Source organism: Skermania sp. ID1734 (assembly GCF_007489285.1).
In the GTDB taxonomy this organism is placed as follows: domain Bacteria; phylum Actinomycetota; class Actinomycetes; order Mycobacteriales; family Mycobacteriaceae; genus ID1734.
Map to the genome: position 1 here is coordinate 62,131 of NZ_VLIY01000001.1, position 25,369 is coordinate 87,499.

Annotated in this window: 19 protein-coding genes; 10 read left to right on the forward strand and 9 right to left on the reverse strand. The window is 66.0% G+C overall.

Annotation, left to right across the window (positions count from 1 at the left end):
• Window positions 1-386: 386 nt before the first annotated feature.
• Window positions 387-5,861: a carboxyl transferase domain-containing protein gene (locus FOS14_RS00170; RefSeq protein ID WP_143768230.1), complete on the forward strand. Its 5,475-nt coding sequence runs from the start codon at window positions 387-389 to the stop codon at window positions 5,859-5,861.
• A gap of 2 nt (window positions 5,862-5,863) precedes the next feature.
• Here the strand turns inward: FOS14_RS00170 and FOS14_RS00175 are convergent, their stop codons facing one another.
• The 3 genes from FOS14_RS00175 to FOS14_RS00185 all read right to left on the reverse strand — a co-directional run bounded on the left by FOS14_RS00175 (window position 5,864) and on the right by FOS14_RS00185 (window position 10,083).
• On the reverse strand, window positions 5,864-6,709 hold the full coding sequence (locus tag FOS14_RS00175; protein ID WP_143768232.1) for a patatin-like phospholipase family protein: 846 nt from the start codon (window positions 6,707-6,709) through the stop codon (window positions 5,864-5,866).
• A gap of 72 nt (window positions 6,710-6,781) precedes the next feature.
• Window positions 6,782-9,304 (reverse strand): ABC transporter permease, encoded by a 2,523-nt coding sequence (locus FOS14_RS00180; protein WP_255449934.1) that lies wholly within the window; start codon window positions 9,302-9,304, stop codon window positions 6,782-6,784.
• Window positions 9,301-10,083, reverse strand: a complete 783-nt coding sequence (locus tag FOS14_RS00185; protein ID WP_143768234.1) for an ABC transporter ATP-binding protein — start codon at window positions 10,081-10,083, stop codon at window positions 9,301-9,303. The genes FOS14_RS00180 and FOS14_RS00185 overlap by 4 nt, the downstream gene beginning before the upstream one ends.
• Before the next feature lie 476 nt (window positions 10,084-10,559).
• Here FOS14_RS00185 and FOS14_RS00190 point away from each other — a divergent pair, with 476 nt between their 5' ends.
• From FOS14_RS00190 to FOS14_RS00200, 3 genes are read left to right on the forward strand one after another with little or no spacing between them, the layout of a single operon-like run.
• The gene (locus tag FOS14_RS00190) at window positions 10,560-11,330 is read left to right on the forward strand and encodes a deoxyribonuclease IV (protein WP_143768236.1); all 771 of its coding nucleotides are present in this window, start codon (window positions 10,560-10,562) and stop codon (window positions 11,328-11,330) included.
• 13 nt (window positions 11,331-11,343) lie between these two features.
• Window positions 11,344-12,555 carry a CaiB/BaiF CoA-transferase family protein gene (locus FOS14_RS00195; protein WP_143768238.1) on the forward strand — a complete coding sequence of 404 codons (1,212 nt, stop codon included), beginning with the start codon at window positions 11,344-11,346 and terminating at the stop codon, window positions 12,553-12,555.
• Window positions 12,552-13,463 carry a hydroxymethylglutaryl-CoA lyase gene (locus FOS14_RS00200; RefSeq protein ID WP_143768240.1) on the forward strand — a complete coding sequence of 304 codons (912 nt, stop codon included), beginning with the start codon at window positions 12,552-12,554 and terminating at the stop codon, window positions 13,461-13,463. Before FOS14_RS00195 ends, FOS14_RS00200 begins: the two co-directional genes overlap by 4 nt.
• Window positions 13,464-13,547: 84 nt before the next feature.
• Here FOS14_RS00200 and FOS14_RS00205 read toward each other — a convergent pair whose 3' ends face one another.
• The gene (locus FOS14_RS00205) at window positions 13,548-13,793 is read right to left on the reverse strand and encodes a hypothetical protein (protein ID WP_143768242.1); all 246 of its coding nucleotides are present in this window, start codon (window positions 13,791-13,793) and stop codon (window positions 13,548-13,550) included.
• Window positions 13,794-14,007: 214 nt separating this feature from the next.
• On the opposite strand from FOS14_RS00205, the gene FOS14_RS00210 reads away from it, so the two are divergent.
• The gene (locus FOS14_RS00210; RefSeq protein ID WP_143768243.1) at window positions 14,008-14,364 is read left to right on the forward strand and encodes a hypothetical protein; all 357 of its coding nucleotides are present in this window, start codon (window positions 14,008-14,010) and stop codon (window positions 14,362-14,364) included.
• Here FOS14_RS00210 and FOS14_RS00215 read toward each other — a convergent pair.
• Window positions 14,361-15,485, reverse strand: coding sequence for an acyl-CoA dehydrogenase family protein (locus tag FOS14_RS00215; protein ID WP_143768245.1), 1,125 nt, complete (start codon window positions 15,483-15,485; stop codon window positions 14,361-14,363). The genes FOS14_RS00210 and FOS14_RS00215 overlap by 4 nt on opposite strands.
• A gap of 16 nt (window positions 15,486-15,501) precedes the next feature.
• The gene (locus FOS14_RS00220; RefSeq protein WP_143768247.1) at window positions 15,502-16,674 is read right to left on the reverse strand and encodes an acyl-CoA dehydrogenase family protein; all 1,173 of its coding nucleotides are present in this window, start codon (window positions 16,672-16,674) and stop codon (window positions 15,502-15,504) included.
• On the opposite strand from FOS14_RS00220, the gene FOS14_RS00225 reads away from it, so the two are divergent.
• Both FOS14_RS00225 and FOS14_RS00230 read left to right on the forward strand, forming a co-directional pair.
• On the forward strand, window positions 16,673-17,299 hold the full coding sequence (locus FOS14_RS00225; protein ID WP_255449935.1) for a histidine phosphatase family protein: 627 nt from the start codon (window positions 16,673-16,675) through the stop codon (window positions 17,297-17,299). The two genes, FOS14_RS00220 and FOS14_RS00225, sit on opposite strands and share 2 nt — an antisense overlap.
• Window positions 17,299-17,799, forward strand: a complete 501-nt coding sequence (locus tag FOS14_RS00230; protein WP_143768249.1) for a RidA family protein — start codon at window positions 17,299-17,301, stop codon at window positions 17,797-17,799. The genes FOS14_RS00225 and FOS14_RS00230 overlap by 1 nt, the downstream gene beginning before the upstream one ends.
• 187 nt (window positions 17,800-17,986) lie before the next feature.
• Here the strand turns inward: FOS14_RS00230 and FOS14_RS00235 are convergent, their stop codons facing one another.
• Window positions 17,987-19,804, reverse strand: a complete 1,818-nt coding sequence (locus tag FOS14_RS00235) for a DEAD/DEAH box helicase (RefSeq protein ID WP_143768251.1) — start codon at window positions 19,802-19,804, stop codon at window positions 17,987-17,989.
• Between the two features lie 51 nt (window positions 19,805-19,855).
• Here FOS14_RS00235 and FOS14_RS00240 point away from each other — a divergent pair, with 51 nt between their 5' ends.
• Genes FOS14_RS00240 through FOS14_RS00250 form a run of 3 tightly spaced genes read left to right on the forward strand, consistent with a single transcriptional unit; the run spans window position 19,856 to window position 23,231 of the window.
• Window positions 19,856-20,719 (forward strand): carbon-nitrogen hydrolase family protein, encoded by an 864-nt coding sequence (locus tag FOS14_RS00240; protein ID WP_143768592.1) that lies wholly within the window; start codon window positions 19,856-19,858, stop codon window positions 20,717-20,719.
• An 11-nt stretch (window positions 20,720-20,730) separates the two neighbouring features.
• Window positions 20,731-21,372, forward strand: a complete 642-nt coding sequence (locus FOS14_RS00245) for a phosphoribosyltransferase (protein WP_143768253.1) — start codon at window positions 20,731-20,733, stop codon at window positions 21,370-21,372.
• A 47-nt stretch (window positions 21,373-21,419) separates the two neighbouring features.
• Window positions 21,420-23,231, forward strand: coding sequence for a long-chain fatty acid--CoA ligase (locus FOS14_RS00250; RefSeq protein ID WP_143768255.1), 1,812 nt, complete (start codon window positions 21,420-21,422; stop codon window positions 23,229-23,231).
• Window positions 23,232-23,377: 146 nt separating this feature from the next.
• Here the strand turns inward: FOS14_RS00250 and FOS14_RS00255 are convergent, their stop codons facing one another.
• Together FOS14_RS00255 and FOS14_RS00260 are read right to left on the reverse strand one after the other, a co-directional pair.
• A complete protein-coding gene (locus tag FOS14_RS00255) occupies window positions 23,378-24,697 on the reverse strand; it encodes a hypothetical protein (RefSeq protein WP_143768257.1) in 1,320 nt (439 codons plus the stop codon).
• A gap of 2 nt (window positions 24,698-24,699) precedes the next feature.
• A complete protein-coding gene (locus FOS14_RS00260) occupies window positions 24,700-25,311 on the reverse strand; it encodes a DUF3558 domain-containing protein (RefSeq protein WP_143768258.1) in 612 nt (203 codons plus the stop codon).
• Between the last annotated feature and the right edge of the window lie 58 nt (window positions 25,312-25,369).

Consider the following 25,369-nt stretch of genomic DNA (forward strand, 5'->3'; position numbering starts at 1 on the left):
AACTTGCCTGGTCGCCGAAAAAAAGCTGGTCAGAGCAGATATTCAAGGCCGCAATTACCAATACCCAAGAGTAGGAACCGAGTTCACACATACTTCGATATGACACGGAGCCTCGCGATGCTGCACTCTGTGAGCCAACGCACTCTCCCGGCCTGCGCCGGGCGAGGTCAGCCGCACCGGAAACTCCTCGCTGACAGCGATGGGTGACGCGACACAACACCCAAGTGAGGTTCCGAGAGCAAGTGGCGGATGACACACTCGAATACGGGCCACGTCTGTTGATCGACAGGCGACCCCCTCGCGCTTGACCAAACAGGCGCACGCAGGGCGGTAACCACACCGCCGCAGATCGCGATATCGCGTATGTAAGGACGGGCAGCGAGACGATGTTCAAGCGGATTGCAGTAGTGAACCGCGGTGAGGCGGCAGTGCGCCTCATTCGCGCGGTACGAGAACTTAACGCCGAGCATGACTACGGAATCCGCATCATCGCGCTACATACCGACGCTGAGCGCCGGGCCATGTTCGTCCGCCAAGCCGACGAGGGCGTCATCCTCCGGCGCGTCGGATCGGTCAACCCGTACCTCAACCACGCCGAGCTGCGACGCGCGCTGATCGAAGCCCAGGCCGACGCCGTCTGGGTCGGCTGGGGATTCGTTGCCGAAGATCCCGCCTTCGCCGACTTGTGCGCGTCTCTCGACATCACCTTCATCGGCCCGTCATCGAAGGCTATGCGGCTGCTCGGCGACAAGGTCGAAGCCAAGTTGCTCGCCGAAAAGGTCGGCGTCCCGGTCGCGCCGTGGTCGGGCGGCCCGGTGGAAACGCGCGCGGACGCGCGCCGGCACGCACAGGCAATCGGCTACCCGCTGATCATCAAGGCGCGCAGTGGCGGCGGCGGCCGCGGCATCCGCAAGGTCTACGCCGAGGACGAGCTGGAACTCGCGCTCGAACGCACTCAGGGCGAGGCCGAACGCTCCTTCGGTGACCCGGTGGTCTTCATCGAACGACTGGTCACCGACGCCCGGCACGTCGAAGTTCAGGTCATCGCCGACGGCTACGGCAACGTATGGGCACCCGGTGTTCGTGACTGTTCGATCCAGCGCAAGAACCAGAAGGTGATCGAGGAATCGTCGTCTCCGGTGATGCGCAAGGACCAAGCCGATCACCTTCGGCAGGTCTCCGCCGACCTCGTCCGAGCCGCGGGCTACTGCGGCGCCGCCACGGTCGAATACCTCTACCAGCCCGACCAGCAGCTCTTCACCTTCCTCGAAGTGAACACCCGCCTGCAGGTCGAGCACCCGATCACCGAGGCGACCACCGGCCTGGACCTGGTCAAGCTGCAGATCCACGTGGCCAACGGGGGCAAGCTCGAGGGTGACTGCCCCGGCGAGTTCGGCCACGCGATCGAGGCGCGACTCAACGCCGAGGATGCCGACAACGGATTCGCGCCGGCGCCCGGCACCGTGCAGTACCTGAAGTTCCCGCTCGGCTCCGGCCTGCGCGTGGACAGCGGCATCGCCCAGGGCGACGTCATTCCACCCGACTACGACTCGATGGTCGCCAAGATCATCGCCTGGGGACGCGACCGCAACGAGGCCCTTGCCCGGTTGCGGACCGCGCTGAGGGAAACCACCGTGGTCCTCGATGGGGGCACCACCACCAAGTCCTTCCTGTTGAACCTGCTCGACCGCCCGGAGTTGATCTCCGGTGAGGCCGACACCGGATGGCTAGACCGCACCGGCGCCGGCACCGCCTCGGGACCGAGCAAGGTCGCCGATGTCGCCCTACTGGCGGCCGCGGTCGACAGCTACGACACCGAGGAGGCGCACGAGCGCACGGCGTTCTTGTCGTCGGCGCGTGGCGGCCGTCCTCGCGCCAACCACGCGATCGGCCGAAAAGTAGAACTCTCGTACCAGAATCAGTCGTACAAGTTGATGGTCGGGCAGGTCGGCCCGCACCGCTACCAGGTCAGCGGCGACTGCGGCGAACTCGAAGTCAGCGTGGACCGCTTGGGTGAGTTCGAAAGCCGGTACGCGATCGGCAACCGGACGCACCAGGTCGTGTGTGTCGCGGGTCCGACCGGGTTCCTCGTCGAGGTCGACGGAATCAGCCACCAGGTCAGCCAGGACGAGGCCGGCATGGTTCGCGCGCCCGCGCCTGCCGTGGTGGTCGCTGTCCCGGTCGCGGTGGGCGATGAGGTGGAGGCCGGCGCCACGCTGGTGGTGCTGGAATCGATGAAGATGGAGACCGCGGTTCGCGCGCCCTACGCGGGGCGGGTTCGCGAGATTTCGGCGGTCGTCAACTCTCAAGTCGACGCCGGCGCTCCGCTGCTGCGCGTCGACAAGACCGACGCCGAGGCCGCAACGAAAACCGCCGTCGCGACGCCGCGCGTCGTCTTCCCGCCCGCGGAAACGAGCCACGCAGACCCGCGCAGCGACGCGTTCGACCGTCTCGACGACATGAGCGCCCTCATCACCGGCTTCGACGTCAGTGGCGCCCGCGCGCGGAGCCTGCTCGAGGAGTACGACGAGCTGCGTCGGCAACTGGCCGAGGACGACGACGAGGTCATCCAGGCCGAACTCGCGGTGCTGACCACGTTCGCCGACATCTGCGAACTGTCCCGCAACCGTCCCGCCGTGGGTGAAGGCGAGGAAGCGGACCCGGTGCATAGCCCCCGGGAACACTTCCACTCGTTCCTGCAGTCCCTCGACGTCGACGTGCAGGGGCTGCCCGAACCGTTCCGCGCCCGGTTGGCCCGAGCGCTGCGGCACTATGACGTCACCTCCCTGGACCGCACGCCGGAACTCGAAGAAGCGGTCTACCGCCTGTACCTGGCCCTGGCCCGGATGGACAACCAGGTGCCCGTCATCGCGGGTCAGCTCGAACGCTGGCTGGCCAACGCGAACGCCAACATGGCCTCCGTCGCAGAATTACCCGAGGTGCTCGACCGGCTGATCCTGGCCACCCAGCTGCGCTACCCGCTGATCGGCGACGTGGCCCGCAACCTGCGATTCCGGGTCTTCGATGAGCCGACCATCCGCAAGGCCCGCGAGGACGTGTACGACCGGGTCCGCGGCAGCCTCGTCTACCTCGCGCAGCAGCCGGACGCACCGGACTACGCCAGCCGGATCGAAGCGCTCGTCGACGCACCGGAGCCGTTGACCGCGATGCTCGCGCAGCGGGTCGGCGAACCGCATCCGTTACTGGAAGTGATCACCCGGCAGTACTACCGGATTCACAAGCTCGAAGACGTCAAGGCGTTCGACCGCGACGGCACCCATCTGGTGACCGCCACCTTCCAGCTCGCCGGTGAGCGCGTGAACCTCGTCTCCACGGTGTCCGACTACGCCGACCTCACGGCGACGCTGGACACGGTCGCCGACGTCACCGGGCCCGACGTGCCCGACCTGCTCGTCGACGTCTACATCACCTGGCCCGACGCCCCCACCGACGACGACGAACTGTCCGAGCGGTTGCGCAGCGAATTGTCCGCCCACCCGCAATCGGAAACCTGGCGACGGATTTCCGTAGCCATCCTCGCCGAGCACGGTGGCGATATTCGCCAGGTCACCTTCCGGCGCACGGACGAGGGCCTGAGCGAGGACCTGATCATCCGCAACATGCACCCGCTCACCGGGCAACGTCTCGACCTGTGGCGGTTGAAGAACTTCGACGGCACCCGCCTGCCCGCGCCGAGCGACATCTACCTCTATCACTCGGTGGCCAAGAACAATCCGGCCGACGAGCGGTTCATCGCCCTGTCGGAGGTCCGCGACGTCGCCACCCAACGCGACGAGCACGACAACATCGTCACGGTCCCCGCGATCGAGCGCAAGATCGCAGCCTGCCTCGACGGTATCCGCCGTGCGCAGACCCAGCGCGGCGCAAAGCGGTTGGACAACAACAGAATTGCGCTCTACGTCTGGCCGCTGATGGAGGTGCCGGCCGACCGCATCGAGATCATCGCCCGCAACATCGCGCCGCTCACTCTCGGCGCGGGCCTCGAAGAAATCACGCTCATCGGCCGGCTCACCCACGGACCGGGCCAACCGATCCGCGATGTGGCGCTGCGCTTCTCCTACCATTCGAGCGACGGCATCAGCTTCGCCGTCACCGATCCGCCGACCGAGCCGCTGCGCCCGCTCGACGAGTACACCCAGAAGGTGCAGCGCTCGAAGTCGCGCGGCAACGTCTACCCGTACGAGTTGATCCCGCTGCTCACCCGAGAGGGCGGCAGCTTCACCGAACTCGACATCGACGAATCCGGCGAACTGGCACCGGTCGACCGGCCCTACGGCCGCAACACCGCGGGCGTGATCGTGGGCAAGGTGACCACCCCGACTGAGCGCCACCCCGAAGGTATGACCCGCATCGCGCTGTTCGGCGACCCGATCAAGGCGCTCGGCACCGTGGCCGAAGCCGAGTGCTCGCGGGTGGTCAAGGCGATTGACCTGGCCGAATCGGAAGGGCTGCCCGTCGAGTGGTTCACCCTGTCCTCCGGCGCCACCATTTCGATGGAGAGCGGCACCGAGAACATGGACTGGGTGTCGCGGGCGCTGCGCCGCATCATCACCTTCACCCAGGGCGGCGGCGAGATCAACATCATCGTGGCCGGCATCAACGTTGGCGCCCAACCGTATTGGAACGCCGAAGCCACCATGCTCATGCACAACAAGGGCATCCTCGTGATGACCCCGGACAGCGCCATGGTGCTCACCGGTAAGCAGTCGCTGGACTACTCCGGCGGCGTCTCGGCCGAAGACAACTTCGGCATCGGTGGTTACGACCGCGTCATGGGCCCCAACGGTGAAGCGCAGTACTGGGCGCCGAATCTGAGTGCGGCCTGCGACATCCTGTTCGCGCACTACGACCACGCCTACCGGGCACCGGGCGAGCGGTTCCCGCGCCGCGCCCGCACCACCGACCCGGCGGACCGTGACGTGCGCAGCTACCCGCACGTGCATCCGTCGAGCGACTTCACCACCGTCGGTGACATCTTCTCCGCCGAGAAGAACCCGGAACGCAAGAAGCCGTTCGACATTCGCACGGTCATGCGTTCGGTGGTCGACCAGGATTACAGCGTGCTGGAACGCTGGGCCGACATGGCCGGCGGCGAGACATCGGTGGTCTTCGATGCCCACCTGGCCGGTCAGCCGGTCACCGTCATCGGCATCGAGTCCCGGGCGATCCCGCGCAAGGGCTGGTTCCCCGCCGACGGACCGGACACCTGGACGTCGGGCACGCTGTTCCCGCAGTCGTCGAAGAAGACGGCGCGCGCGATCAATGCCGCTAGCGGCAACCGCCCGGTCGTGGTGCTGGCCAACCTGTCCGGGTTCGACGGCTCACCGGAATCGCTGCGCAACATTCAGCTCGAGTACGGCGCCGAAATCGGCCGCGCCATCGTCAATTTCGACGGTCCTATCGTGTTCTGCGTGATATCGCGCTACCACGGCGGCGCCTTCGTGGTGTTCTCCGGCGCGCTCAACGACAACATGGAAGTGCTGGCCGTCGAAGGCTCCTTCGCCTCGGTGATTGGCGGCGCGCCCGCCGCGGCGGTGGTGTTCTCCCGTGAGGTCAACAAGCGCACCAATGACGACCCGGGCGTGCGTGACCTCGAGCAGCGGATCGCGGCCACCGTCGACAGCGCGGAACGCGCCCGGCTGCGGGTCGAACTGGCGGCCAAGCGGTCGGCGGTGCGCTCGGACAAGCTCGGTGAGGTCGCGGCGGAGTTCGAGGCCGTGCACAACGTGGAGCGAGCCCGGGAAGTCGGCTCGGTGCACGCGATTATTCCGGCGGCCGAGTTGCGCCCGCAGATCGTGGCGGCAGTGGAACGGGGAATGGCGCGCGCGTTGCAGAACTGAGGTCAGTGCCCGTGCGGGATAAGCAGATTCGCCTGTCCCGCGCGGACCGGCCCGGCGTCCAGCCACTCGGCGGTCTGGACCCGGGCGCGGTCGATCATTTCCTCGGCGTGGCTGAAGTCGGCCGGGTTGACTTCCAGTGGGCACAGCGGTGGGGCGACGCGCAGATCCACCACCGACTCGAAGCGAGACACATCGCTGGCCATCCGATGGTTGATGGCCAGCGTCAAGCCGTGCAACGCCATCCCGAGCGCGGTGCGGGGCTGGCGGGTCAGCGCGCAGGGTGCCCCCGTCGGCAACACCCAAATGGGATCGGCGCCGAGCTGGACCGCGTGCGTGATCGGGGTGTTGTTCACCGCACCGCCGTCCATGAAGATCCGGCCGTCGATGGTCACCGTGGGCAACACACCCGGGATCGCCGCACTCGCTGAAATCGCATCGATTGCATCGCCTTTCGACACCAACACGTCCTTGCCGGTCAGCACATCGGTGACAACCACGTGCAGCGGTATCGGCGCATCCTCCATCCGCTCGAACCGCAAATTGTCTTTGAGCAGTTTGCGGATGCCGCTGTCGGAGACCAAATGGTCGCTGCGCCCGAGCAATACGGCGGTCAAGTTCAGCGGATCCACCGGAAACACGGTCGACCGCTTCAGCTTGATCCAGACCTGCGCCAACTCGTCGAGGTCCTCAGGCGACGAGCCCGCGGCCAACCAGGCGCCGTTCAGGGCTCCGGCCGAAGTGCCGATGATCACGTCGGGACGAATGTCGCGCCTGGCCAGCGCCTGCAGCATCCCCACCTCAACGGCGCCAAGACTGGCGCCTCCGGACAGAACGAACGCCGTTGTCATATCCAGAGATTATCGGTGCGGCAAGCCGAACGTCGGCGATCGCTTGGTGCTTCTCCCCGACCGCCGCCGTAACTAAACGTCGGCGATCGCCTCGAGCGGCCGGGTCCGGGCGGCGCCGACCGCCGGCCACAACGCGGCCAACACACCGACAACGGCCGAACCCACAACCAACGCGACCACCTGCAGCCACGGCACCGAGATCTCGGTCAGTCCTCGATCGTGCAGGGTCCGGATGAACCCCGTCCCGAGACTCAGCCCGAGCACCACCCCGATCGCGGCGCCAAACACCGCGATGAGCATCGATTCCAAATAAATCGACCGACGCACCTGCGCGCGCTGCATCCCCACCGCGCGCAGCATGCCGATCTCGCGACGCCGCTCGACCACCGACAGCGCCAACGTGTTGATGATGCCGAGCACGGCGATCACGATGGCCAGCGCCAGCAACCCGTACAGCACCGCCAACAGGGTGTCGATCTGTTTTGCTTGCTCGCCCTTGAACTGCTCCCGGTCCTGCACCGAGACGATGGCAAACGGGTCGGTGGCCTGCTCCAGCCGCGATCGCAAGCCGTCGAGATTGGTGCCCGGATTCGCTTTCAGAAAGACCATCGCGTCCGTCATCAGGTTCGACGGGGTGATCTGGGGGTAGACGCCGTCACCGACCATCCAGTTGCCCAGCAACTGATTGTCGGCGTAGATCCCGGTGACGCGCGCGATCACTGGCTTGTTGTCGAAGCTCGTGAAGGTGACGTCCTCGCCGACGTGCCAGTTACGTTGCGTCGCTTGCGTTTGCGACACCAGCATGCTGTTCCCGGAAAGCGTCGCCGTGCCCGAATTCATGTTCACCCGCAGCAGGCCGTCGAGGGAACCGCTCAACGCCGTGCCGGTCACATTCTCATCACCCAGTCTCGCCGCAGCCGGATGCAGCGCTGCGCTGGTCTGCACTCCCGAGACTTGCGCCGCAGCCTGGGCCGCCGGGATCGGCACCCCGAGCAACGGCGGGCCGGTCAACACAAAGTCGGCCTCCACGCCGTTGTTCACAAGGGTGTCCACGCTGGCCTTGGCCGAGGACCCGAACATCGCGATCACCGAGACCAGCATCAACCCCAGCGTCAGCGCGAACGCCGTCGCTGCCGTGCGTTTCGGATTCCGCACGGCGTTGTTGCGGGCCAGCTGGCCGATCGGACCGAACGGTCGCGTAACCACCGCTCCGAGCGCGCCGATCAGCGGACGCGCCAACGCCGGAGCCGCAAACAGCACGGCGAAAATCAGCGCACCCGCCCCGACGCCGACTGTCGCCGCGGCCCCACCGCCGGTGGACATCGAACCGACAATGACGACCACCACGCCGATCACTGCAAGTACCGCGCCCACCAGGGTGCGCAGCCGCAACGAGTCTCCGGCGGTCGCGAACTCCGCCCGCATCGCCTCGACCGGCGGAATCTTTGCCGCGCGACGGGCCGGCGCATACGCGCTGAGCATCGTGACCACGACGCCGACCACCAGTCCGACGATGATCGTGCGCGGCTCCACTTGCAGCGCGCCGGACGGCAATCCGACATTGAACGCGTTGAGCAGGCCGCGCAGTCCGTAAGCCAACCCGACACCGGCGGCCACGCCGACCGCGCTGCCGACCAGGCCGACGATCGACGCCTCCAGTAGCACCGAGCGCGCGACCTGTTGGCGGCTCGCGCCGACTGCACGCAGCAAGGCGAGTTCCCGCAGCCGCTGCGCCACGATCATCGAGAAGGTGTTGTAGATGATGAACGTTCCGACCACCAGGGCGATCGCGCCGAACGCCAGCAGGAAGTAGTTGATGAAGCTCAGCGCCTTCTCGACGGTCGACTTCATGTCGTCGCGGACTTCGTCGCCGGTCTGCACCTTCATGGTTGGCAGCACCTTGGCGATGCGGTCGCGCAGATCCTGTTGCGAAATCCCGTTTCCGGCGACATCGATCCAGGAGGCGTGCTGGCCGTCGGTGAAAAGTTCGCGAGCCTGGCTGGCGTCGAAGAGCGCGGCGATGAACCCGCCGGTGTCCGTCGGCATGCTGTAGATGCCGCTGACCGTCACCGGGAACAACCCGCGCGTCGGCACCAATACCTGCGCATGATCGCCGACCTCGAGATTGGCGCGCTTGGCCCCACTTTCGTTCAGGGCTATCTCGCTGGGCTTGCTCGGCGGCGTGCCCGCGACGAAAGTTTGCGGCTCGCCGATCGCCTGGTTCGGCGGCACGTACGACTGACCTGCGGTAGGCGCGCCACCGGTCTGCACGGCCTTGCCCGACGAGTCGATCAGCACGATCGGGCCGGCGACATCCGGCACGGCCGCGCGCACACCGGGCACCTTCTCGATCGTTTGGACGTCCGCGAGCGGCACCCCGCTCGACCGGGCGTCCTTGCCGCTCACCCGCACGTCGACACCCTTGGCTTGGTCGGCGAAAATGCCGTCGAAGGTGTGCTGCAGGGTGTCGGTGAAGACGAACGAGCCAGCAATGAATGCCGTGCCGAGCACCACCGACAGCAGCGTGAGGACGAGACGGACCTTGTGGGCGGCCAGGTTGCGCAGGGAGACCTTGCGCATCGGCGAGGCGCTCATAAACCTTCGAGCGCTTTCATCCGGTCCAGCACCGACTCCGCCGTCGGCCCGCGCAACTCGTCGACGATCCGGCCATCAGCCAGAAACACCACCCGATCGGCGTAGGCAGCCGCGCGGGGATCGTGGGTGACGATCACGACCGTCTGGCCGAACTCGTCGACAGCGGCCCGCAGGATGTTGAGCACTTCGGCCGACGAGGTCGAATCGAGGTTGCCCGTCGGCTCGTCCCCGAAGATGATCTCGGGACGACCGGCCAGCGCCCGAGCGCAGGCAACGCGCTGCTGCTGACCGCCGGAGAGTTCCGTTGGCCGGTGTGTGAGTCGGTCGGCCAACCCCAGTCGCCGGATCACCGTGTCGAGCCAGTCCTGATCGGGCCGGCGCCCGGCGATGTCGAGCGGCAGCGTAATGTTCTCCAGCGCCGTCAGCGTCGGCACCAGATTGAACGCCTGGAAGACGAAGCCGATGCGATCACGTCGCAGCGCCGTCATCTGCTTGTCAGCGAGCGACGTCAGCTCGGTGTCACCGATCGCCACGGATCCCGACGATGCGGTGTCGAGACCGGCCAGGCAATGCATCAGCGTCGACTTGCCCGAACCGGACGGACCCATGATCGCCGTGAACTCGCCGCGGGCGAAATCGACCGAGACCCCGTCGAGTGCCCGAACTTGGGTGTCGCCGGAGCCGTAGGTCTTCAAGAGATCGACTGCCCGTGCGGCCACCGGGGCGGACGCGCTCGGCGCCGAAGCCACGTCGAGGCTCGGCTGTGAATGGGAGGACATGTGGGCCTTTCGTCATCAGGCGAGAGGTGCGGTGCCATCCATCCTGTCGATAACCGGCCACTACCGCCATCGGGGATATCCCCGATGTTTGCGGCCGCCGATCCTCCACGAGTTCCCGCCGTTGCTCCAGCCGGGCGGAGAAGACGCGTATTCAGTTGTCAGTCAGCACAAGTGCGCTGCTACCCCGCGACCATGATCGCTCGTCAGAGCGGCCACGGGAACGGCCATCCCGGCGGCGGCGGGATGTGTGGCAGCGGCGGAAGGGGCGGCAATGGTGCCGCAAAGGGAACACAGATCGAGAAGCAGATCAGGCCCAGGCTCATCGAAACCACCTCGATTGAATCGCGAACGGCCGTGTATTAGATCGTTCCACAACCGCTTCAGTGTTACGACTACAAGAACACGTTCCAGTCCGACGGGAAACCGGCCGACGCCACCGGCTCGGTTTGTCGGTTCGCCTCGCTACCCTTTGCGCTATGCGCATAGGTGCCCACGCCCGCTCGGACGACGACCCCATCGGCTTCGGCGAAAGCTTGGGTGCCGATCTGATTCAGATGTTCGTCATCGACCCGCAGGGATGGGAGAAACCCAAGCCGCATCCCAAAACCGAGCAGATCCTGGCGAGCCCCATCGACGTGGTGGTGCACTCCTCGTACCAGATCAATGTGGCCAGCACGAACAACCGGCTGCGGATGCCGTCGCGGCAAGCCGTTGCGCTGCAGGCTCAGGCCGCCGCCGATCTGGGTGCGTTCGGACTGGTGGTGCACGGCGGCCACGTGCGCAATCAGGGCGAGATCGAGGCCGGAATCGACAACTGGCGCAAGCTGTTCGAGCGACAGGCGGAAAAGGGCGGCTTCCCCGTGCCGATCCTCATCGAAAACACTGCCGGCGGCGACCATGCGATGGCGCGCTATTTCGACGCGATCGCCCGACTGTGGGACGCGGTCGGCGAGTTCGGCGCCGGATTCTGCCTGGACACCTGCCACGCGTGGGCCGGTGGTGAGGACCTGGTGGGCGTGGTGGACCGGATCAAGGCGATCACCGGCCGCATCGACCTCGTGCATCTGAACAGTTCGCGCGACGAATTCAACTCGGCCCGTGACCGGCACGCCAACTTCGCCGACGGCACTATCGACCCGGAACTCCTCGCCGAGGTGTGCCGCAGTGCGAACGCGCCGGTCATTCTGGAAACACCCGTCGAAGGAGTGGCGGAGGATCTGGCTTACCTGCGCGAAAACGTCGGCTGAGGGAGGCTTCGGGATGGACATTCGCCCGTTGGACGGCGTCCGGGTACTCGAACTCGGCAATTACATTGCGGCGCCTACCGCGGCGCGGATTCTCGGTGACTTCGGAGCCGAGGTGATCAAGGTCGAGCGTCCGGGCACCGGCGACGAGCTACGCAATTGGCGTCTCTACGGCGGCGACACGTCGATGCTGTACCGAACGATCAACCGCAACAAGAAATCGATAGTGCTGGATCTGCGCAGCGACGCCGGTCGCAAGGTGGTGCTCGACCTGGTCCGCCACTGCGACATTGTGCTGGAGAACTTCCGGCCGGGCATGCTGGAGAAGTGGGGCTTAGGCCCGGATCAGCTCAGCGCGGTCAATCCGGATCTCATCATCACCCGGATCTCGGCATTCGGCCAGACCGGTCCGCTGGCCGCACGACCGGGATTCGCGGCGGTCGCCGAGGCAGTCGGCGGATTGCGCGAACTCGTCGGCGACCCGGACCGGCCGCCGGTGCGGGTCGGGGTGTCGATCGGTGATTCCATCGCCGGGATCTACGCCGCGTTCGGCTCCGTGATGGCGCTATTCCAGCGCGAACGGGCAAAGCAGCCGGTGGAACTGAGCCAGCGGATCATCGACGTGGCACTGAACGAGGCAATCCTGTCCGTGATGGAGTCGCTGGTCCCCGACTATCAGGCGTACGGCATCAACCGCGAGCGGGTGGGCGGACGCATGGAGGGCATCGCTCCGAGCAATGCCTACCCGTGCAACGACGGCACCAGCATCATCATCGGCGGCAACGGCGACGCCATTTTTCAGCGGTACATGCAGGTGATCGGTCGCCCCGATCTTGCCACCGACCCGGAACTGCAGACCAATGCCGGACGCTGGGCCAACCGGGAGCGCCTCGATGCCGCCATCGGCGAATGGACGCAACAACACTCGCGGGACGAGGCGTTACGGATTCTGGACGAGGCAGGGATTCCGTCCGGTCCGATCTACACGGCCGCAGACATTTGCGCCGACGAGCAATACGCGGCACGCAACATGATTCAGAAGTTCAGAGTCGACGTCGGCGAACCCGAACCGCGCGAGGTCGGCTTTCCGGGGATAGTGCCGGTGATCGGCGGGGAGTCGCTGCCGATTCGCAACGTCGGCCCGGACCTAGGTGAGCACACGCACGAGGTGCTCTCGGGACTGCTCGGCATGTCCGCTGCCGACATCGCCGAGGTGACCGGGTCATGATCTTGCGCGATGTGACTCTGCGCGACGGACTGCAACTCACCGGCAAGGTGCTGTCGACCGAACGCAAGGTGGATGTGGTGCGCAGGTTGCTCGGCCTTGGCGTGCCGATGCTCGAAATCGGCTCGACGGCCCGCCCGGACCTGGTTCCGCCGATGGCCAACACCATGGAACTGATCGACGCGCTGACGGCCGAGGAACTCGAGCGCTGCTGGGTCTGGGTGGCGACGCCGCGCCACGTCGAACGCGCTGCGAAGGCCGGCGTTCGAAACTTTCAGTACTGCTTCTCGGCGTCGGACTCGCACAACAAGGCCAACATCGGCCGCAGCACCGAAGACAGTGTCGCCGCCATGCCCGACGCCGTGCGGATCGCCCGCGAGGCCGGCGGCGAGATCCAATTGTGCGTCGCGACCGCGTTCACGTGTCCGTTCGAGGGCGCGGTGGCGCCGCAGCGGGTGCTCGACATCGTCTCGGATCGGCGGACCGATGGTGCCGGCGACGTCGTTGTCGCCGACACGCTCGGCCAGGCGATTCCCGCTCAGGTCGCGGGACTGGTGTCGGCCATTCGCCGCAGCACGCCGCCGCGGCGCATCGTTTTTCACGGCCACGACACGTGGGGGCTCGGGGTCGCGAACAGTCTTGCGGCGCTCGGCGCGGGCGCGACGGTGGTCGATGGATCACTCGGTGGATTGGGCGGCTGTCCGTTCGCGCCTGGAGCCAGTGGCAACACGGCTACCGAGGACCTGGTCTTCGCTGCGCGGCCGGCGTGGCTGACCCCGGCGAAGCTGGCTGACCTGGTGCGATTGGGCGAAGAATTGTTGTCGGAGTTGGGCGAACCCAACCGGTCGCGAACCGCGGAAGGAGCGCGATCCGCGGCGAGCGCGTTCGAATGGGTGATCAGGGCTGGGTGATCAGGTACTTGTAGCCACCGCGCGGGAATTGGCTTGGCAGCACGCGCTAGCGCGCACTCGCCAGCGCAAACTTGCCCGCGTCGGTTAGCGAGACATCGAAATCGAGCCGGCCATGGCCCGCGGACGCCGAACGGATTCGAGCCCGTCGAGACCATCGAGTCGGCCGAGCGCTTCGGCTCGGATCTTGAGCAGCACCAGGCCGGCCGTCGAGGCCACGATCAGCCCGAACACGGTCAGCCCGACGTGCAGGTCGGCGATGCCGAGTCCGGCGTTGACCAAACCTGCCAGGAATGCGACCCACCAGAGGGACTTGGACACGGTGGAAGCCATGGTCGATGCTCCTTCGCTCGCCTGCGGTCCGTAGACCGCGCCGTCTCATGGTTAACTTCCACCACACAAGTTACGACTATGCAGGGACAATGCTGTGGCGACACGGCGTAGCAAAATCGGCCGATATCGTTTGGAGACCTCCACCGACCGCCGCGCGACGGCGGGTTTATCGTTTTGAGGACTCGACCACCCCGGGGACAGGCGCAATACAGCCATGATCACAGCACAACGGCTCGGTGCGGCCGTAGCGATCGGAGCCATCACGGTCGGCGTACTTGCCGCGGCGAGCGGCTGCGGTTCGGATACGCCCGACTACACCCCGCCACCGCCCTTGCCCGAGGGCTCGGTCAACGCCAGCTCATCGACCACCGAGACGACATTTTCGAAGGTCACCGTGCCGCCATCGCCGTCGTGGCAGATGGCGCCCGATAACGACACGCCCGACACCGCGTCGAACGCCCCCGAGTACACCACGCGCGCGCCGTTCTCGTTCGTGCCCCCGACGTCGACGACGCCCGACACCACGGCGGAAAGGCCCGCAGGCCCCACGCCGCCGTGGAAGACGTATTAGAGCTCGACCATTTCGTAGTCGGCCACGTTCGCGGCGAGTTGGCGCAGGTGATCCGCCGAGTCGCCGAACGTGTGCTCGATCGCCGTCAGTCGGCTGACGTAATGACCCACCGGGTACTCCGCGGTCATGCCGATACCGCCGTGCATCTGGATGGACTCCTGCCCGATGTGCCGCGCCGAGCGACCGACCTGCAGCTTTGCCCGCGAAGCGACGGTCGCATCGGCCTGCCCCTCCGCCAGCATCATGGTCGCGTACAGCATCATGCTGCGGGCCAGCTCGAGCGACACATACATGTCCGCCGCACGTTGGGTGAGCGTCTGGAACTTGGCCAACGGAACACCGAACTGCTTGCGTGTCTTCAGGTATTCGGTGGTCAGCCGCAACGACTCCTCCATCGCGCCCAGCGCCTCGGCGCAGAGGGCGACCTGGCCGCGCACGATCGCGGCGGCGAGATGCGCGCTGGCATCGGCCACGTCACCGAGCTGTTCGGCGGGTACGTCGGCAAAGTCGAGCTGCGCGGCCCGACCGCCGTCGTGGGTTTCGTAGCTGCGCCGACTCACTCCGGTCGCATCTGCCTCGACCAAAAACAGTCCGGTACCGCCGTCGGCTGCGGCGCTCACGATGAACTTGCCGGCGCAATCCCCACGTAGGACCGGGTTCTTACGCCCGTTCAACGTCCACCCCGCGCCGTTCATCGATGCGGTCGTCTGAAGCTCGCTAGACGGCCAGCGCACCCCCGGCTCGGCGTGGGCAAAGGCCAGCAGTAATGACCCGTCGGCAACCCGCGGCAACAGCTCGCGCCGCTGAGCCTCGGTGCCGGCATCGGCGATGATCGAGCCCGGCAGCAGCGCGCTGTCGAGAATCGGCTCCGGCGCGAGGCGCCGACCGACCTCGACCAGCACCGCCATGGTCTCGACCGGTCCAGCGCCCATGCCGCCGTCGTCTTCGGCGAATGGCAGACCGAGCAGGCCGACCTCGGCCAGCTGCGACCAGACGTCCTTGCTCCACCCGAGGTCGGTCGCGATCACCTTGTTGCGCTTCTCCGGATCGTAGGCGCGGGCCAGCAGGTCGCGGGTGGTGTCACGCAGCAGCTGCTGTTCGTCGTTCAGTTCGAAATCCATTGGACCAGGCTCGCTTTCACAGACCCAGGATCGTCGAGGCAATGATGCTGCGCTGCACCTCGTTCGATCCTCCGTAGATGGACGTCTTGCGGTAGTTGAGGTAGGTGGAGGTGCTGCGCTGCGCCCAGCCTTCGCTGGCGATGTCGTCGGCCTTGTACGGCAGCGAATCCGGGCCGGCGATGTCCATGAGCAGCTCCGTCGCCGCCTGCTGCAGTTCGCTGCCGCGCAGCTTCAACACCGACGACGCGGGATTCGGTTTACCTTCGGCAGAATCGGACACCACCCGCAGCTGTGTCAATTCCAGTGCCAGGAGCTCGTTTTCGAGCTGGGCGAGGCGCGCGGCGAACATCGGATCGTCCAGCAAGGTTCCGTTGCCGAGTTTGGTGCGGCCCGCATGCTGCTTGGCCAGCGTCAGCTTCACCTTGGTCCGGCCGACGCCGGTGATGCCGGTGCGCTCATTACCGAGCAGGAACTTTGCGTAGGTCCAACCCTGGTTCTCTTGCCCCACAAGCTGATCCGCCGGGACGCGAACGTCTTCGAAGAAGACCTCGTTGACCTCATAGCTGCCGTCGATGAGCTTGATCGGGCGGACGGTCACCCCCGGCGAGTTCAGGTCGAACAGCAGGAACGAGATGCCGGCCTGCTTCTTCGGCGCGTTCGGGTCGGTGCGGACCAGGCAGAAGATCCACTCCGCGTACTGGGCGAGCGTGGTCCAGATCTTCTGCCCGTTCACGATGTAGCTGTCGCCGTCGCGCACGGCCGTGGTCCGCAGCGACGCCAGGTCGGATCCCGCGTCGGGCTCCGAAAAGCCCTGGCACCACCAGATATCCAGGTTTGCCGTGGGCGGCAGGAAACGCTGCTTGATCTCTTGCGAGCCGAACTGGGCGATGACCGGGCCCACCATGTTCGCGTTGAAGGTCAACGGCTCGGGCACCGAGGCCAGTTGCATTTCATCGAGCCAGATGTGGCGCTGGGTGGGAGTCCAGTCCTGGCCGCCCCACTCGACGGGCCAGTGCGGGACAGCGAGTCCGTTGGCGTTGAGGGTGCGATGGCTGGTGACCCAATCCTCGCGGCTGAGTTCCTGGCCGTGGCGGACCCGCTGACGAATGTCCTCGGGAATCTCGGTGGCATAGAACTTTCGCAGCTTGTCACGGAAGGCCAACTCGTCTTCCGTTAGCGCCAACTTCATGGTGTCCCCTGAAATCGATGTGGCCGGTCAGGTCAGACGCTACCCCGGCCTGTCCATTACCGTTTGGTGGGTGACGTACTTCGGGCTGGTGCGCCACGGCGAGACGGATTGGAACCTGCACGGGCGCCTGCAAGGTTCCTCCGACATCCCGCTCAACGTCACCGGCCGTGGGCAGGCCCGCGAGGCCGCACATCGCCTCGCGACCCGAGACTGGGATCAACTGGTGAGCTCGCCGCTGTCGCGGGCGTACGAAACCGCCACGATCATCGGCACAGCATTGGGGCTGACCGTGCGGGAAACGTATCCAGAACTTGCCGAACGCCACTACGGTGCCGCCGAGGGCCTGACCGACTGGGAGGCTTACCACCAGTGGCCGCACGGCTGGTACCCCGGGCTGGAGCCGCGCAGGTCAGTTGCCGAGCGGGGACTGGCGGTGCTCGACGAGTTGGCCAAGCAGTATCCGGATGACGCGGTGCTGGTGGTCTCGCACGGTGGGGTGATCCGGGCGATACTCGACGTTGTGCACACCCGGCGGTCACCGCGCATCCTCAATGCCGGGGTGAGCACGCTGACCGTCGATGACCAGGGCTGGCAAGTGCACAGCATCAACGGGGTGGACGTCTGATGGTTCATATCGAAGCCAAGATCGCCGAACTCGGCTTTGTGCTGCCGCCCGAGCCCGAACCGCCGCCCGGGTTTCAGTTCTCCTTCGACTGGGTGCGGCTCCACGGCGACCGGGTGTACGTCTCGGGTCACGGCCCACAGGCCGACGACGGGTCGCTGTGCGGGCCGTTCGGGCCGGTGCCGTCGCGGGTCAGTGTCGACCACGCCACCGACGCCGCGCGGCTGACTGCGCTTTCGATGCTGGGCAGCCTGCAGCGGGCACTCGGTGATCTGGACCGGATAGCCGCGTGGCTCATGGTGCGCGGATACGTCAATGCGGACAACGACTTTCCGCAATCGACGGTGGTGATCAACGGGTTTTCCGACTGCATTCTGTCGGTGTTCGGGGCGCGCGTGGGCGCGCACGCGCGCACGGCCGTCGGGGTGACCGGGCTGCCGATGGACAACTGCGTGATCGTGTCGGCAGAGTTGGCCTTGGAGGGTCCGCAGCCGCTGCGGTGATCACGACCGAAGGGTCTACGACACGCCCTCCGGGATGGACCATTTGCTCTTGATCAATGCGGTGGGCGGGGTGCGTTGTCATTGCCCAACCTCGGGCATCGAATTAGGCATATTCGACGGGGATTTGACCTAGGGGCGCCGAAAAAGCCTAAGCGGATCTGCGGGGCACGCGGATACGCGGTAGGTATCAACCGCGAGGCTTGCGCTTGGCGAACTTGTCGGGCTTACCCCGCTTGTCGCCGTGCCGGTCGCTGTGTCCGCGCCGCCCCGGCGGGCCGTCGTCGAGTCGCAGCTGAATGAGTTGGCCACCAATCCTGGTGCTACGCAAGGCTTCCAATGTTTCCCGGGATAGCTTCGCGGGCAACTCGACGAGGCTGAAGTCCGGGCGGATGCTGATGTGCCCGAAATCGCTGCGGCGCAGTCCACCTTCGTTGGCGATCGCACCCACGATCGCCCCGGGTACAACGTTGTGGCGCTTGCCGACGCTGATCCGGTAGGTCGCCAGCTCCGCGCCGGTCTTACGGTGCCGACTGTCGTCGTCATCGAACTTGCGCGCCGGCCTGTCGCGGGAGGGCCGCTCGCGCGCGGGCCGTTCCCGCTCGGGCGGTTCGGGTTGCATGAGGAAGTTCTCGCCGTCGCGCGATTGCACCGCCAGGGCGGCGGCAATGTCGGCCAGCGGAATGTCGTGCTCGCGCTCGTAGTCCTCGATCAACCGGCGGAACAGCGAAAGGTTGTCCGAGCCAAGACTTTCGGTGATCGAATCGGCGAACTTCTGCACCCGTTGGGCGTTGACGTCCTCAACGGTGGGCAGCTGGATCTCGGCCAGTGGCTGTCGTGTGGCCCGCTCGATGGCCTTGAGCAGGTGCCGTTCGCGCGGGGCGACGAACAGCAACGCCTCGCCGGTGCGGCCGGCCCGTCCCGTGCGGCCAATGCGGTGCACGTAGGACTCGGTGTCGTGCGGGATGTCGTAGTTGAGCACGTGGGAAATGCGATCGACGTCGAGGCCACGGGCGGCGACATCGGTGGCCACCAGGATGTCGAGTGCCCCCGACTTGAGCTGGCCGATGGTCCGCTCCCGCTGCGCCTGCACAATGTCGCCGTTGATCGCCGCCGCCGAAAAGCCGCGCGAGCGTAGCTTTTCCGCGAGTTCCTCCGTCGCCTGCTTGGTCCGGACGAAGATGATCATCGCCTCGAAGGGCTCTACCTCGAGGATCCGGGTCAGCGCGTCCAGCTTGCGCTGATGCGACACCTGCACCCAGCGCTGGGAAATGTTGGTGGCCGTCGTGGTCTTGGACTTGACGGTGATCTCGACCGGATTGTGCAGGTACTGCTTGGAGATCTTGCGGATCGCCGGCGGCATGGTGGCCGAGAACAGCGCGACCTGTTTGTCGTCCGGGGTGTCGGCGAGGATCCGCTCGACGTCTTCCTGGAAGCCCATCTTGAGCATCTCGTCGGCCTCGTCGAGAACGAGATACTCGAGCTTGGACAGATCGAGGCTGCCCTTTTCCAAGTGGTCGATGACGCGGCCCGGAGTACCGACCACCACGTGCGCGCCGCGGCGGAGACCGTGCAGCTGCACGCCGTAGTTCTGGCCGCCATAGATCGGCAGAACGTGCAGGTCCGGGATGTGCGCGGAGTAGCGGCCGAATGCCTCGGCCACCTGTATCGCGAGTTCGCGCGTGGGCGCAAGGACCAGCGCGCGCGGCTCGCGGGCGGCGGTATCCAGGCGCATCAGGATCGGGATGGCGAAAGCCGCCGTCTTACCGGTACCGGTTTGGGCCAGGCCGACGACGTCGCTACCGGCCAACAACGGTGGAATTGTGGCGGCCTGGATGGGCGACGGCGACTCATAGCCCACGTCGCGGATGGCGGCGAGCACCCGATCGTCTACGCCGAGATCCTGGAACGAGATTTCGGGGGTATCGGCGATCGCGGCGCCAGCGGACTCCTCGCCCGCGTCGCCCCGCTCGCCTACGTCGGCTCCGGAGCCGCGATTTTCGCTCATGTGACCAGCAGTTTACAGGCCGAGGTAGCGTGCTTCGACGAGGAGGAACAAATGGACATCGCGGTCACGCAGTTCGCAGCATCCACCGAGAAGACCGAGAACCTCTCCCGGATCCGGTCGCTAGCCGAAGTGGCTCGCGAGCGTGGTGCGCGAATGGTCGTCGCCCCCGAGTTCTCGATGTTCACCGCCGCCAAACTTGACCACCGGATGGTCGACGCGGCAGAACCTCTCGACGGCCCGTTCGTGACCGGTCTGCGCGACCTTGCCCGAGAACTCGACATCCATGTGGTGGCGGGCGTGCTGGAGCGGACCGAGGCGGGCGAACGGGCGCACAACACGCTCGTGGCGATTGCATCGGACGGCGAGATCGTGGCGCTTTATCGCAAGCTGCACCTCTACGACGCGTTCGGCTTCCGTGAGTCCGATGTCATCGCCGCGGGCGAGCTGGTGGCTCCGCAAACCTTCACCGTCGACGACCTGGTTTTCGGTATGCAAACGTGCTATGACCTGCGCTTCCCCGAGGTGACGCGGACGCTCGTAGACGTCGGAGCGCAGGTGGTGCTGCTGCCGGCGCAGTGGGTGCCGGGACCGCTGAAGGAAGACCACTGGACGACGCTGCTACGCGCCCGCGCCATCGAGAACACCGTCTACGTGGTGGCCGCTGACCAATGTGCACCATGTGGTTCCGGGCACAGCATGATCGTCGATCCGATGGGGATAGTCGTCGCCAATCTGGGCGAGCGCACCGGAACGACGCAAGCCAGCGTCGAGGCCGACCGCGTGGCCGAGGTGCGCAAGCGCAATCCGGCGCTGGAGCTGCGGCGGTACGCAGTGGTCCCGCGGTCACGCGAAGCTGTGACGCCGTCGCCTGCCGGGTCGGACGAAGCTGTGACGCAGCCCTCACCAGCGGAGTAGCGTCGAAATCGATGCTGTACGCGGACCGCGCTGAGGCCGGCCGCGCGCTGGCGAAGTCGCTGGACCACCTGCGCGCGACGAACCCGTTGGTGCTCGCCCTGCCGCGTGGGGGGTTGCCGGTCGCGGCCGAGGTGCATTCGGCGCTCGGCGGCGATCTCGACATCGTGCTGGTGCGGAAGCTGGGCGTGCCGTGGCAGCCGGAGTTGGCGATGGGCGCCATCGGAGAGGGGGGTGCGCGCGTGCTGAACAACGACATCGTGCGGCACACCCGAGTCTCCGACACGGAGTTGGCGCGAACCGAGGCGCACGAACGTCTCGAGTTGGAGCGCCGGGCCCGGCTGTGGCGCAGCGACCGGCCGCGAATTTCTCCGCGCGGGCGCACTGTCGTGATCGTCGACGATGGGATGGCCACCGGGGCGACCGCGGCGGCCGCATGCGCGGTGGTGCGCGCCGAGCACCCGAAGTGGCTCGTCATGGCCACCCCGGTTGCGCCCCCGGATGCGGTCAGCCGGCTCGGATGCATTGCCGATCTTGTGGTTTGTCCGCACACCCCAACGGATTTGGGCGGCGTCGGCGCCGCCTACCGGGACTTTCATCAGTTGACTGATGACGAAGTTGTTCGACAGTTGCACTCGCAGAAGCAGCACATGTGATGCAATGCAGCTAATCACTGGGGAGTATTCGAAGGGATCACTGGATCATGCGTGAGTTCGAAGTACCGGCGACATTCTCCGTGCCGGAGGATGCCTCCATGGCAAGCACGGTGTTCGAGCACGCCGCTAAGTCGCCAAATTTCGTGCCGTTCAAGGTGCCGTCGGGAGACGGTTGGCGCGACGTGACGGCAGCGGAGTTCGGCAAGCAGGTGATGGCCGTTGCGAAGGGCCTGATGGCTTCCGGAATCGAACTCGGCGATCGGGTGGCAATCATGGCCGCCACACGGTACGAGTGGGTGCTGCTCGACTATGCGATCTGGACCGCCGGCGGCTGCACCGTGGCGATCTACGAGTCCTCCTCGGCCGAGCAGGCGAAGTGGATCCTGGAAGACTCCGGCACCAAGCTGGTGATCGTCGAGGCCCCCAAGCACTGGAAAGAGATCCACGAGGTCGCCCAGGCTGCTCCTGACGTGCGGGAATCGCTGCAAATCGAGGCGGGTGACCAGCCCGGACTGGTCGGCAACGCCATCGACACGCTGATCAGCCGCGGCACCGACATCAGCGATGACGAGGTGCATGCGCGCCGCAAGCAGGTCAACGCCCAGTCGCCGGCCACCCTGATCTACACCTCCGGAACCACGGGACGACCCAAGGGTGTGCAACTGACGCACTCCAATCTCTACGCCGAGTCCGCGGCCGCACGCGATGCGCTGCACGAGGCACTGACCGAGGGCAAGAAGACCCTGATGTTCCTGCCGCTGGCGCACGTATTCGCCCGCGCGATCAGCGTCGGGGCGTTCGATGCGAAGGTGTCCGTCGCGCACACCTCGGACTGGGGAACGTTGGTGGAGCAGTTCGGCAAGTTCCAGCCGGACTTCATCCTGTCGGTGCCGCGCGTTTTCGAGAAGGTGTACAACAGCGCCAAGCAGAAGGCGCACGACGGCGGCAAGGGCAAGATCTTCGACGCCGCTGCCGACACCGCAATCGCCTACAGCGAGTCGCTGGATTCTGGTGGTCCCGGTCTGGTCCTCAAGGCGAAGCACGCACTGTTCGACAAGCTGGTGTACGGCAAGTTGAAGGCGGCTCTCGGCGGCAACTGCGACCGAGCGGTCTCCGGCGGCGGTCCGCTGGGCACCCGGCTCGGCCACTTCTTCCGGGGCGTGGGCGTGCCGATCTACGAGGGCTACGGCCTCACCGAGACCACCGCGGCGGTCACCGTCAACACCCAGACGCACATCAAGGTCGGCAGCGTCGGGCGGCCGCTCGCCGGCCATGCTGCAAAGGTCGCCGAGGACGGCGAACTGCTGGTCAAGGGCCCAGTGGTGTTCAGCGGTTACTGGCACAACGACGATGCGACCAAGGACGCATTTGTCGACGGCTGGTTCAAGACCGGAGACCTCGGCGCCATCGATGACCGCGGCTTTGTTTCCATCACGGGCCGCAAGAAGGAAATCATCGTCACGGCTGCGGGCAAGAACGTCTCCCCCGCTGTGCTCGAGGACTCGCTGCGGGCGCATCCGCTGGTCAGCCAGTGCATGGTGGTCGGCGACAATCGTCCGTTCATCGGCTGCCTCATCACGCTGGACCGGGAGGCGTTGCCGGGCTGGAAGGAGCGCAACAACATTCCGGCCGACACCCCGATCTCGGAGCTGACCACGAACAAGGATCTCATCGCCGAACTCGAGGCTGCCGTCGCCGACACCAACAAGAAGGTGTCGAAGGCCGAGAGCATCAAGAAGATTCGGGTCCTTGAGGCGGACTGGACGCAAGAGGGCGGAGAGCTCACCCCGAAGATGTCCCTCAAGCGCAATGTGGTGCTCAAGCAGTACGAGGGCGATGTAGACGCGATCTACTCGTAGGGTCGCGTCGGACGGCACCGGCCGCGATCTACTCGTAGGGTCGCGTCCGACGGCACCAGCCGCGATCTGCTCGTAGGTTCTTGTCCGAATGTCCCGCCGCCCGAACGAATCGGGTGGCGGGACCTTCGTCTTCATCCCCCCTGGGCCTAGTCGTCCCACACGCCGAGAACCGCCGGAGCCGCAGGCGCGATGCCACCGATCAGCTCGGTTCCGTTGTCGACGGTGACGAGATAGGACGGCGTTCGGTGTTCGTGGTCGCCCTCGCCGTCGCTTCCGCGACCGGGCGGCACCATGCCGATCGGCGGCACGGCTTTCGTCGCGGCGAGGCTCGCTGGTGACCGCACCGGATCGCTCGCTCCGGCCATCGCTCCGCCAAGGCCCCCGATCGCCCCGACTCCGAGATTCGTTGCAGGCCCGAGGCCCTCGCGCCGACGCTGATCACCGCGCGGTGTGCCGACGCCCCCAATGCCGCCAATGCCACCGGACTCCCCGGGCGTGATCGTTGAGCTACCGATACGCGGGCGTTCTGCGTCGATCGACGGGTTCGACGCCGGTGCAGTGCGATCCGTCGGATCGATTGTGGCTGGCGTGGTTTCAGTGTTTGCTTCCGAGGCTGGATCGGAGGTCGATGCGGGGTCGTCGGTGCCGGTTTCACGGCCGGACGCGCTCGTGTCGGTGTTGTGCTGTGAATCGGGCGTGGTCTGTGGGCTTGCGGTATCCGCGGCCGGACCGCTGACCGGCGGTGCTGAGTGATGTGAAGTTGTTGCGGAGCTTGTTATTCCGCCGCCGAATGACGGTGACACGCCGGGTATATCTTGCGGTTGCGTGAAGGCCGGTACCGAATCGCCAACCGGTTTGAGCGTCGGCAGGTAGATGTCGGTCATCGCGCGGATCGCCTCTTGCCGGGCGGCTTCGGCTCGCTCCGCCACGGCCACCGCCGCTTCGGGCGCAGCTAACACACCCGGCAACTGAGCGACGGCGTGTGACGATTCCGGCGGCGGCACCGCTGTTTTCAGTGCCTCGACGGCGAAGCCAGCCTGGCTGAGTCGCGACGACACCGACGACATCACTTCGATGGTGTCGTGGCCAGATCGAGCTAATGCATTGACCGCGCTGGTTGCCGCATCGGCCGCAGTACCCATCCAGTTGTCGCCGATCTCGCGCAGCATCGCGATGGTTCGCGACGTCGTCAGACCGGATAGACTGGATAGCAGCGAAAACCATTCTCTCCCGACGGCATTGAGGGCTGCGGCGTTCATCCCGTGCACGTGCTCGAAAATCTGCTCATGTGTCAGTGACTCGAACGCTTCGACAAGTTGAACGTAATCCGGGTCGACACCGACGCCCAGTTGTTCTTCGAAGCCGGCGCGCGACGCGGCTACTCGTGACGCGCGAGCCGCGACCTCATCGGCCGCAACGCTGCGACGGACATCGTCCGGAAGGAGCGGCAGCAGTGGATTGGTCACAGTCAATGCCCCTTCGGCAGCAGTGGCTCGAGCAGTGTTGCGATGCGCAGGATTTCAGCACAGGTATTGAGTTGGCGGCGTTGGAATTCCGCTCGGTTCACGATGTAGCCACCGTCGACGTACACGTGCCCGAAGTCCGTACGCATGACGACAGTGCAGTTTTGGTCGCCGATGCGGTTCGGGCCCGTGAAAGCCTCTCGGCCGTTGATGGTGATGAGTTGAGCAGGCGGGCCGGTGCGGAGGGCGCGATCGCGATCCAACTGATCAACGAACGCCTCATTTCCGGAGAACACGCTGATTAGCTTGTCTCCCCCGGTAAAGATGCAGCCCAGGCTCGAAGTCGGACTCCCCATCCGATCGCTTCGCTGAATCTTGGCTCCAGCCAAGCCCACCGAGACCAGCAGGGCTTTATTGATATTGGTGCAAGGATCGAATTCGATCAACGGGCCGTTGATTTCGGGAGCCTGACGAGGCGGTGCGAGACCAGCCGGAACTGGCTGGGATGAACTCGCGGTAGCCGATGTGACTGGCGGAGGGCTCGACTCACCCGCAGAACAACCAGACACGCACAAGCCTGCGATGATTGCACCAATGACGACGCCGATCGCCCTCATGGCGTCCTCGTCTCCGCAGCAGCCGCGGTGGAAACGCTCTGTGCCGTATTCGCGTCTC

Coding starts and splice junctions, on each gene's coding strand:
- FOS14_RS00170 (WP_143768230.1), top strand. CDS start 387: ATGTTCAAGCGGATTGCAGTAGTGAACCGCGGTGAGGCGGCAGTGCGC.
- FOS14_RS00175 (WP_143768232.1), bottom strand. CDS start 6,709: ATGACAACGGCGTTCGTTCTGTCCGGAGGCGCCAGTCTTGGCGCCGTT.
- FOS14_RS00180 (WP_255449934.1), bottom strand. CDS start 9,304: ATGAGCGCCTCGCCGATGCGCAAGGTCTCCCTGCGCAACCTGGCCGCC.
- FOS14_RS00185 (WP_143768234.1), bottom strand. CDS start 10,083: ATGTCCTCCCATTCACAGCCGAGCCTCGACGTGGCTTCGGCGCCGAGC.
- FOS14_RS00190 (WP_143768236.1), top strand. CDS start 10,560: ATGCGCATAGGTGCCCACGCCCGCTCGGACGACGACCCCATCGGCTTC.
- FOS14_RS00195 (WP_143768238.1), top strand. CDS start 11,344: ATGGACATTCGCCCGTTGGACGGCGTCCGGGTACTCGAACTCGGCAAT.
- FOS14_RS00200 (WP_143768240.1), top strand. CDS start 12,552: ATGATCTTGCGCGATGTGACTCTGCGCGACGGACTGCAACTCACCGGC.
- FOS14_RS00205 (WP_143768242.1), bottom strand. CDS start 13,793: ATGGCTTCCACCGTGTCCAAGTCCCTCTGGTGGGTCGCATTCCTGGCA.
- FOS14_RS00210 (WP_143768243.1), top strand. CDS start 14,008: ATGATCACAGCACAACGGCTCGGTGCGGCCGTAGCGATCGGAGCCATC.
- FOS14_RS00215 (WP_143768245.1), bottom strand. CDS start 15,485: ATGGATTTCGAACTGAACGACGAACAGCAGCTGCTGCGTGACACCACC.
- FOS14_RS00225 (WP_255449935.1), top strand. CDS start 16,673: ATGGTGTCCCCTGAAATCGATGTGGCCGGTCAGGTCAGACGCTACCCC.
- FOS14_RS00220 (WP_143768247.1), bottom strand. CDS start 16,674: ATGAAGTTGGCGCTAACGGAAGACGAGTTGGCCTTCCGTGACAAGCTG.
- FOS14_RS00230 (WP_143768249.1), top strand. CDS start 17,299: ATGGTTCATATCGAAGCCAAGATCGCCGAACTCGGCTTTGTGCTGCCG.
- FOS14_RS00235 (WP_143768251.1), bottom strand. CDS start 19,804: ATGAGCGAAAATCGCGGCTCCGGAGCCGACGTAGGCGAGCGGGGCGAC.
- FOS14_RS00240 (WP_143768592.1), top strand. CDS start 19,856: ATGGACATCGCGGTCACGCAGTTCGCAGCATCCACCGAGAAGACCGAG.
- FOS14_RS00245 (WP_143768253.1), top strand. CDS start 20,731: ATGCTGTACGCGGACCGCGCTGAGGCCGGCCGCGCGCTGGCGAAGTCG.
- FOS14_RS00250 (WP_143768255.1), top strand. CDS start 21,420: ATGCGTGAGTTCGAAGTACCGGCGACATTCTCCGTGCCGGAGGATGCC.
- FOS14_RS00260 (WP_143768258.1), bottom strand. CDS start 25,311: ATGAGGGCGATCGGCGTCGTCATTGGTGCAATCATCGCAGGCTTGTGC.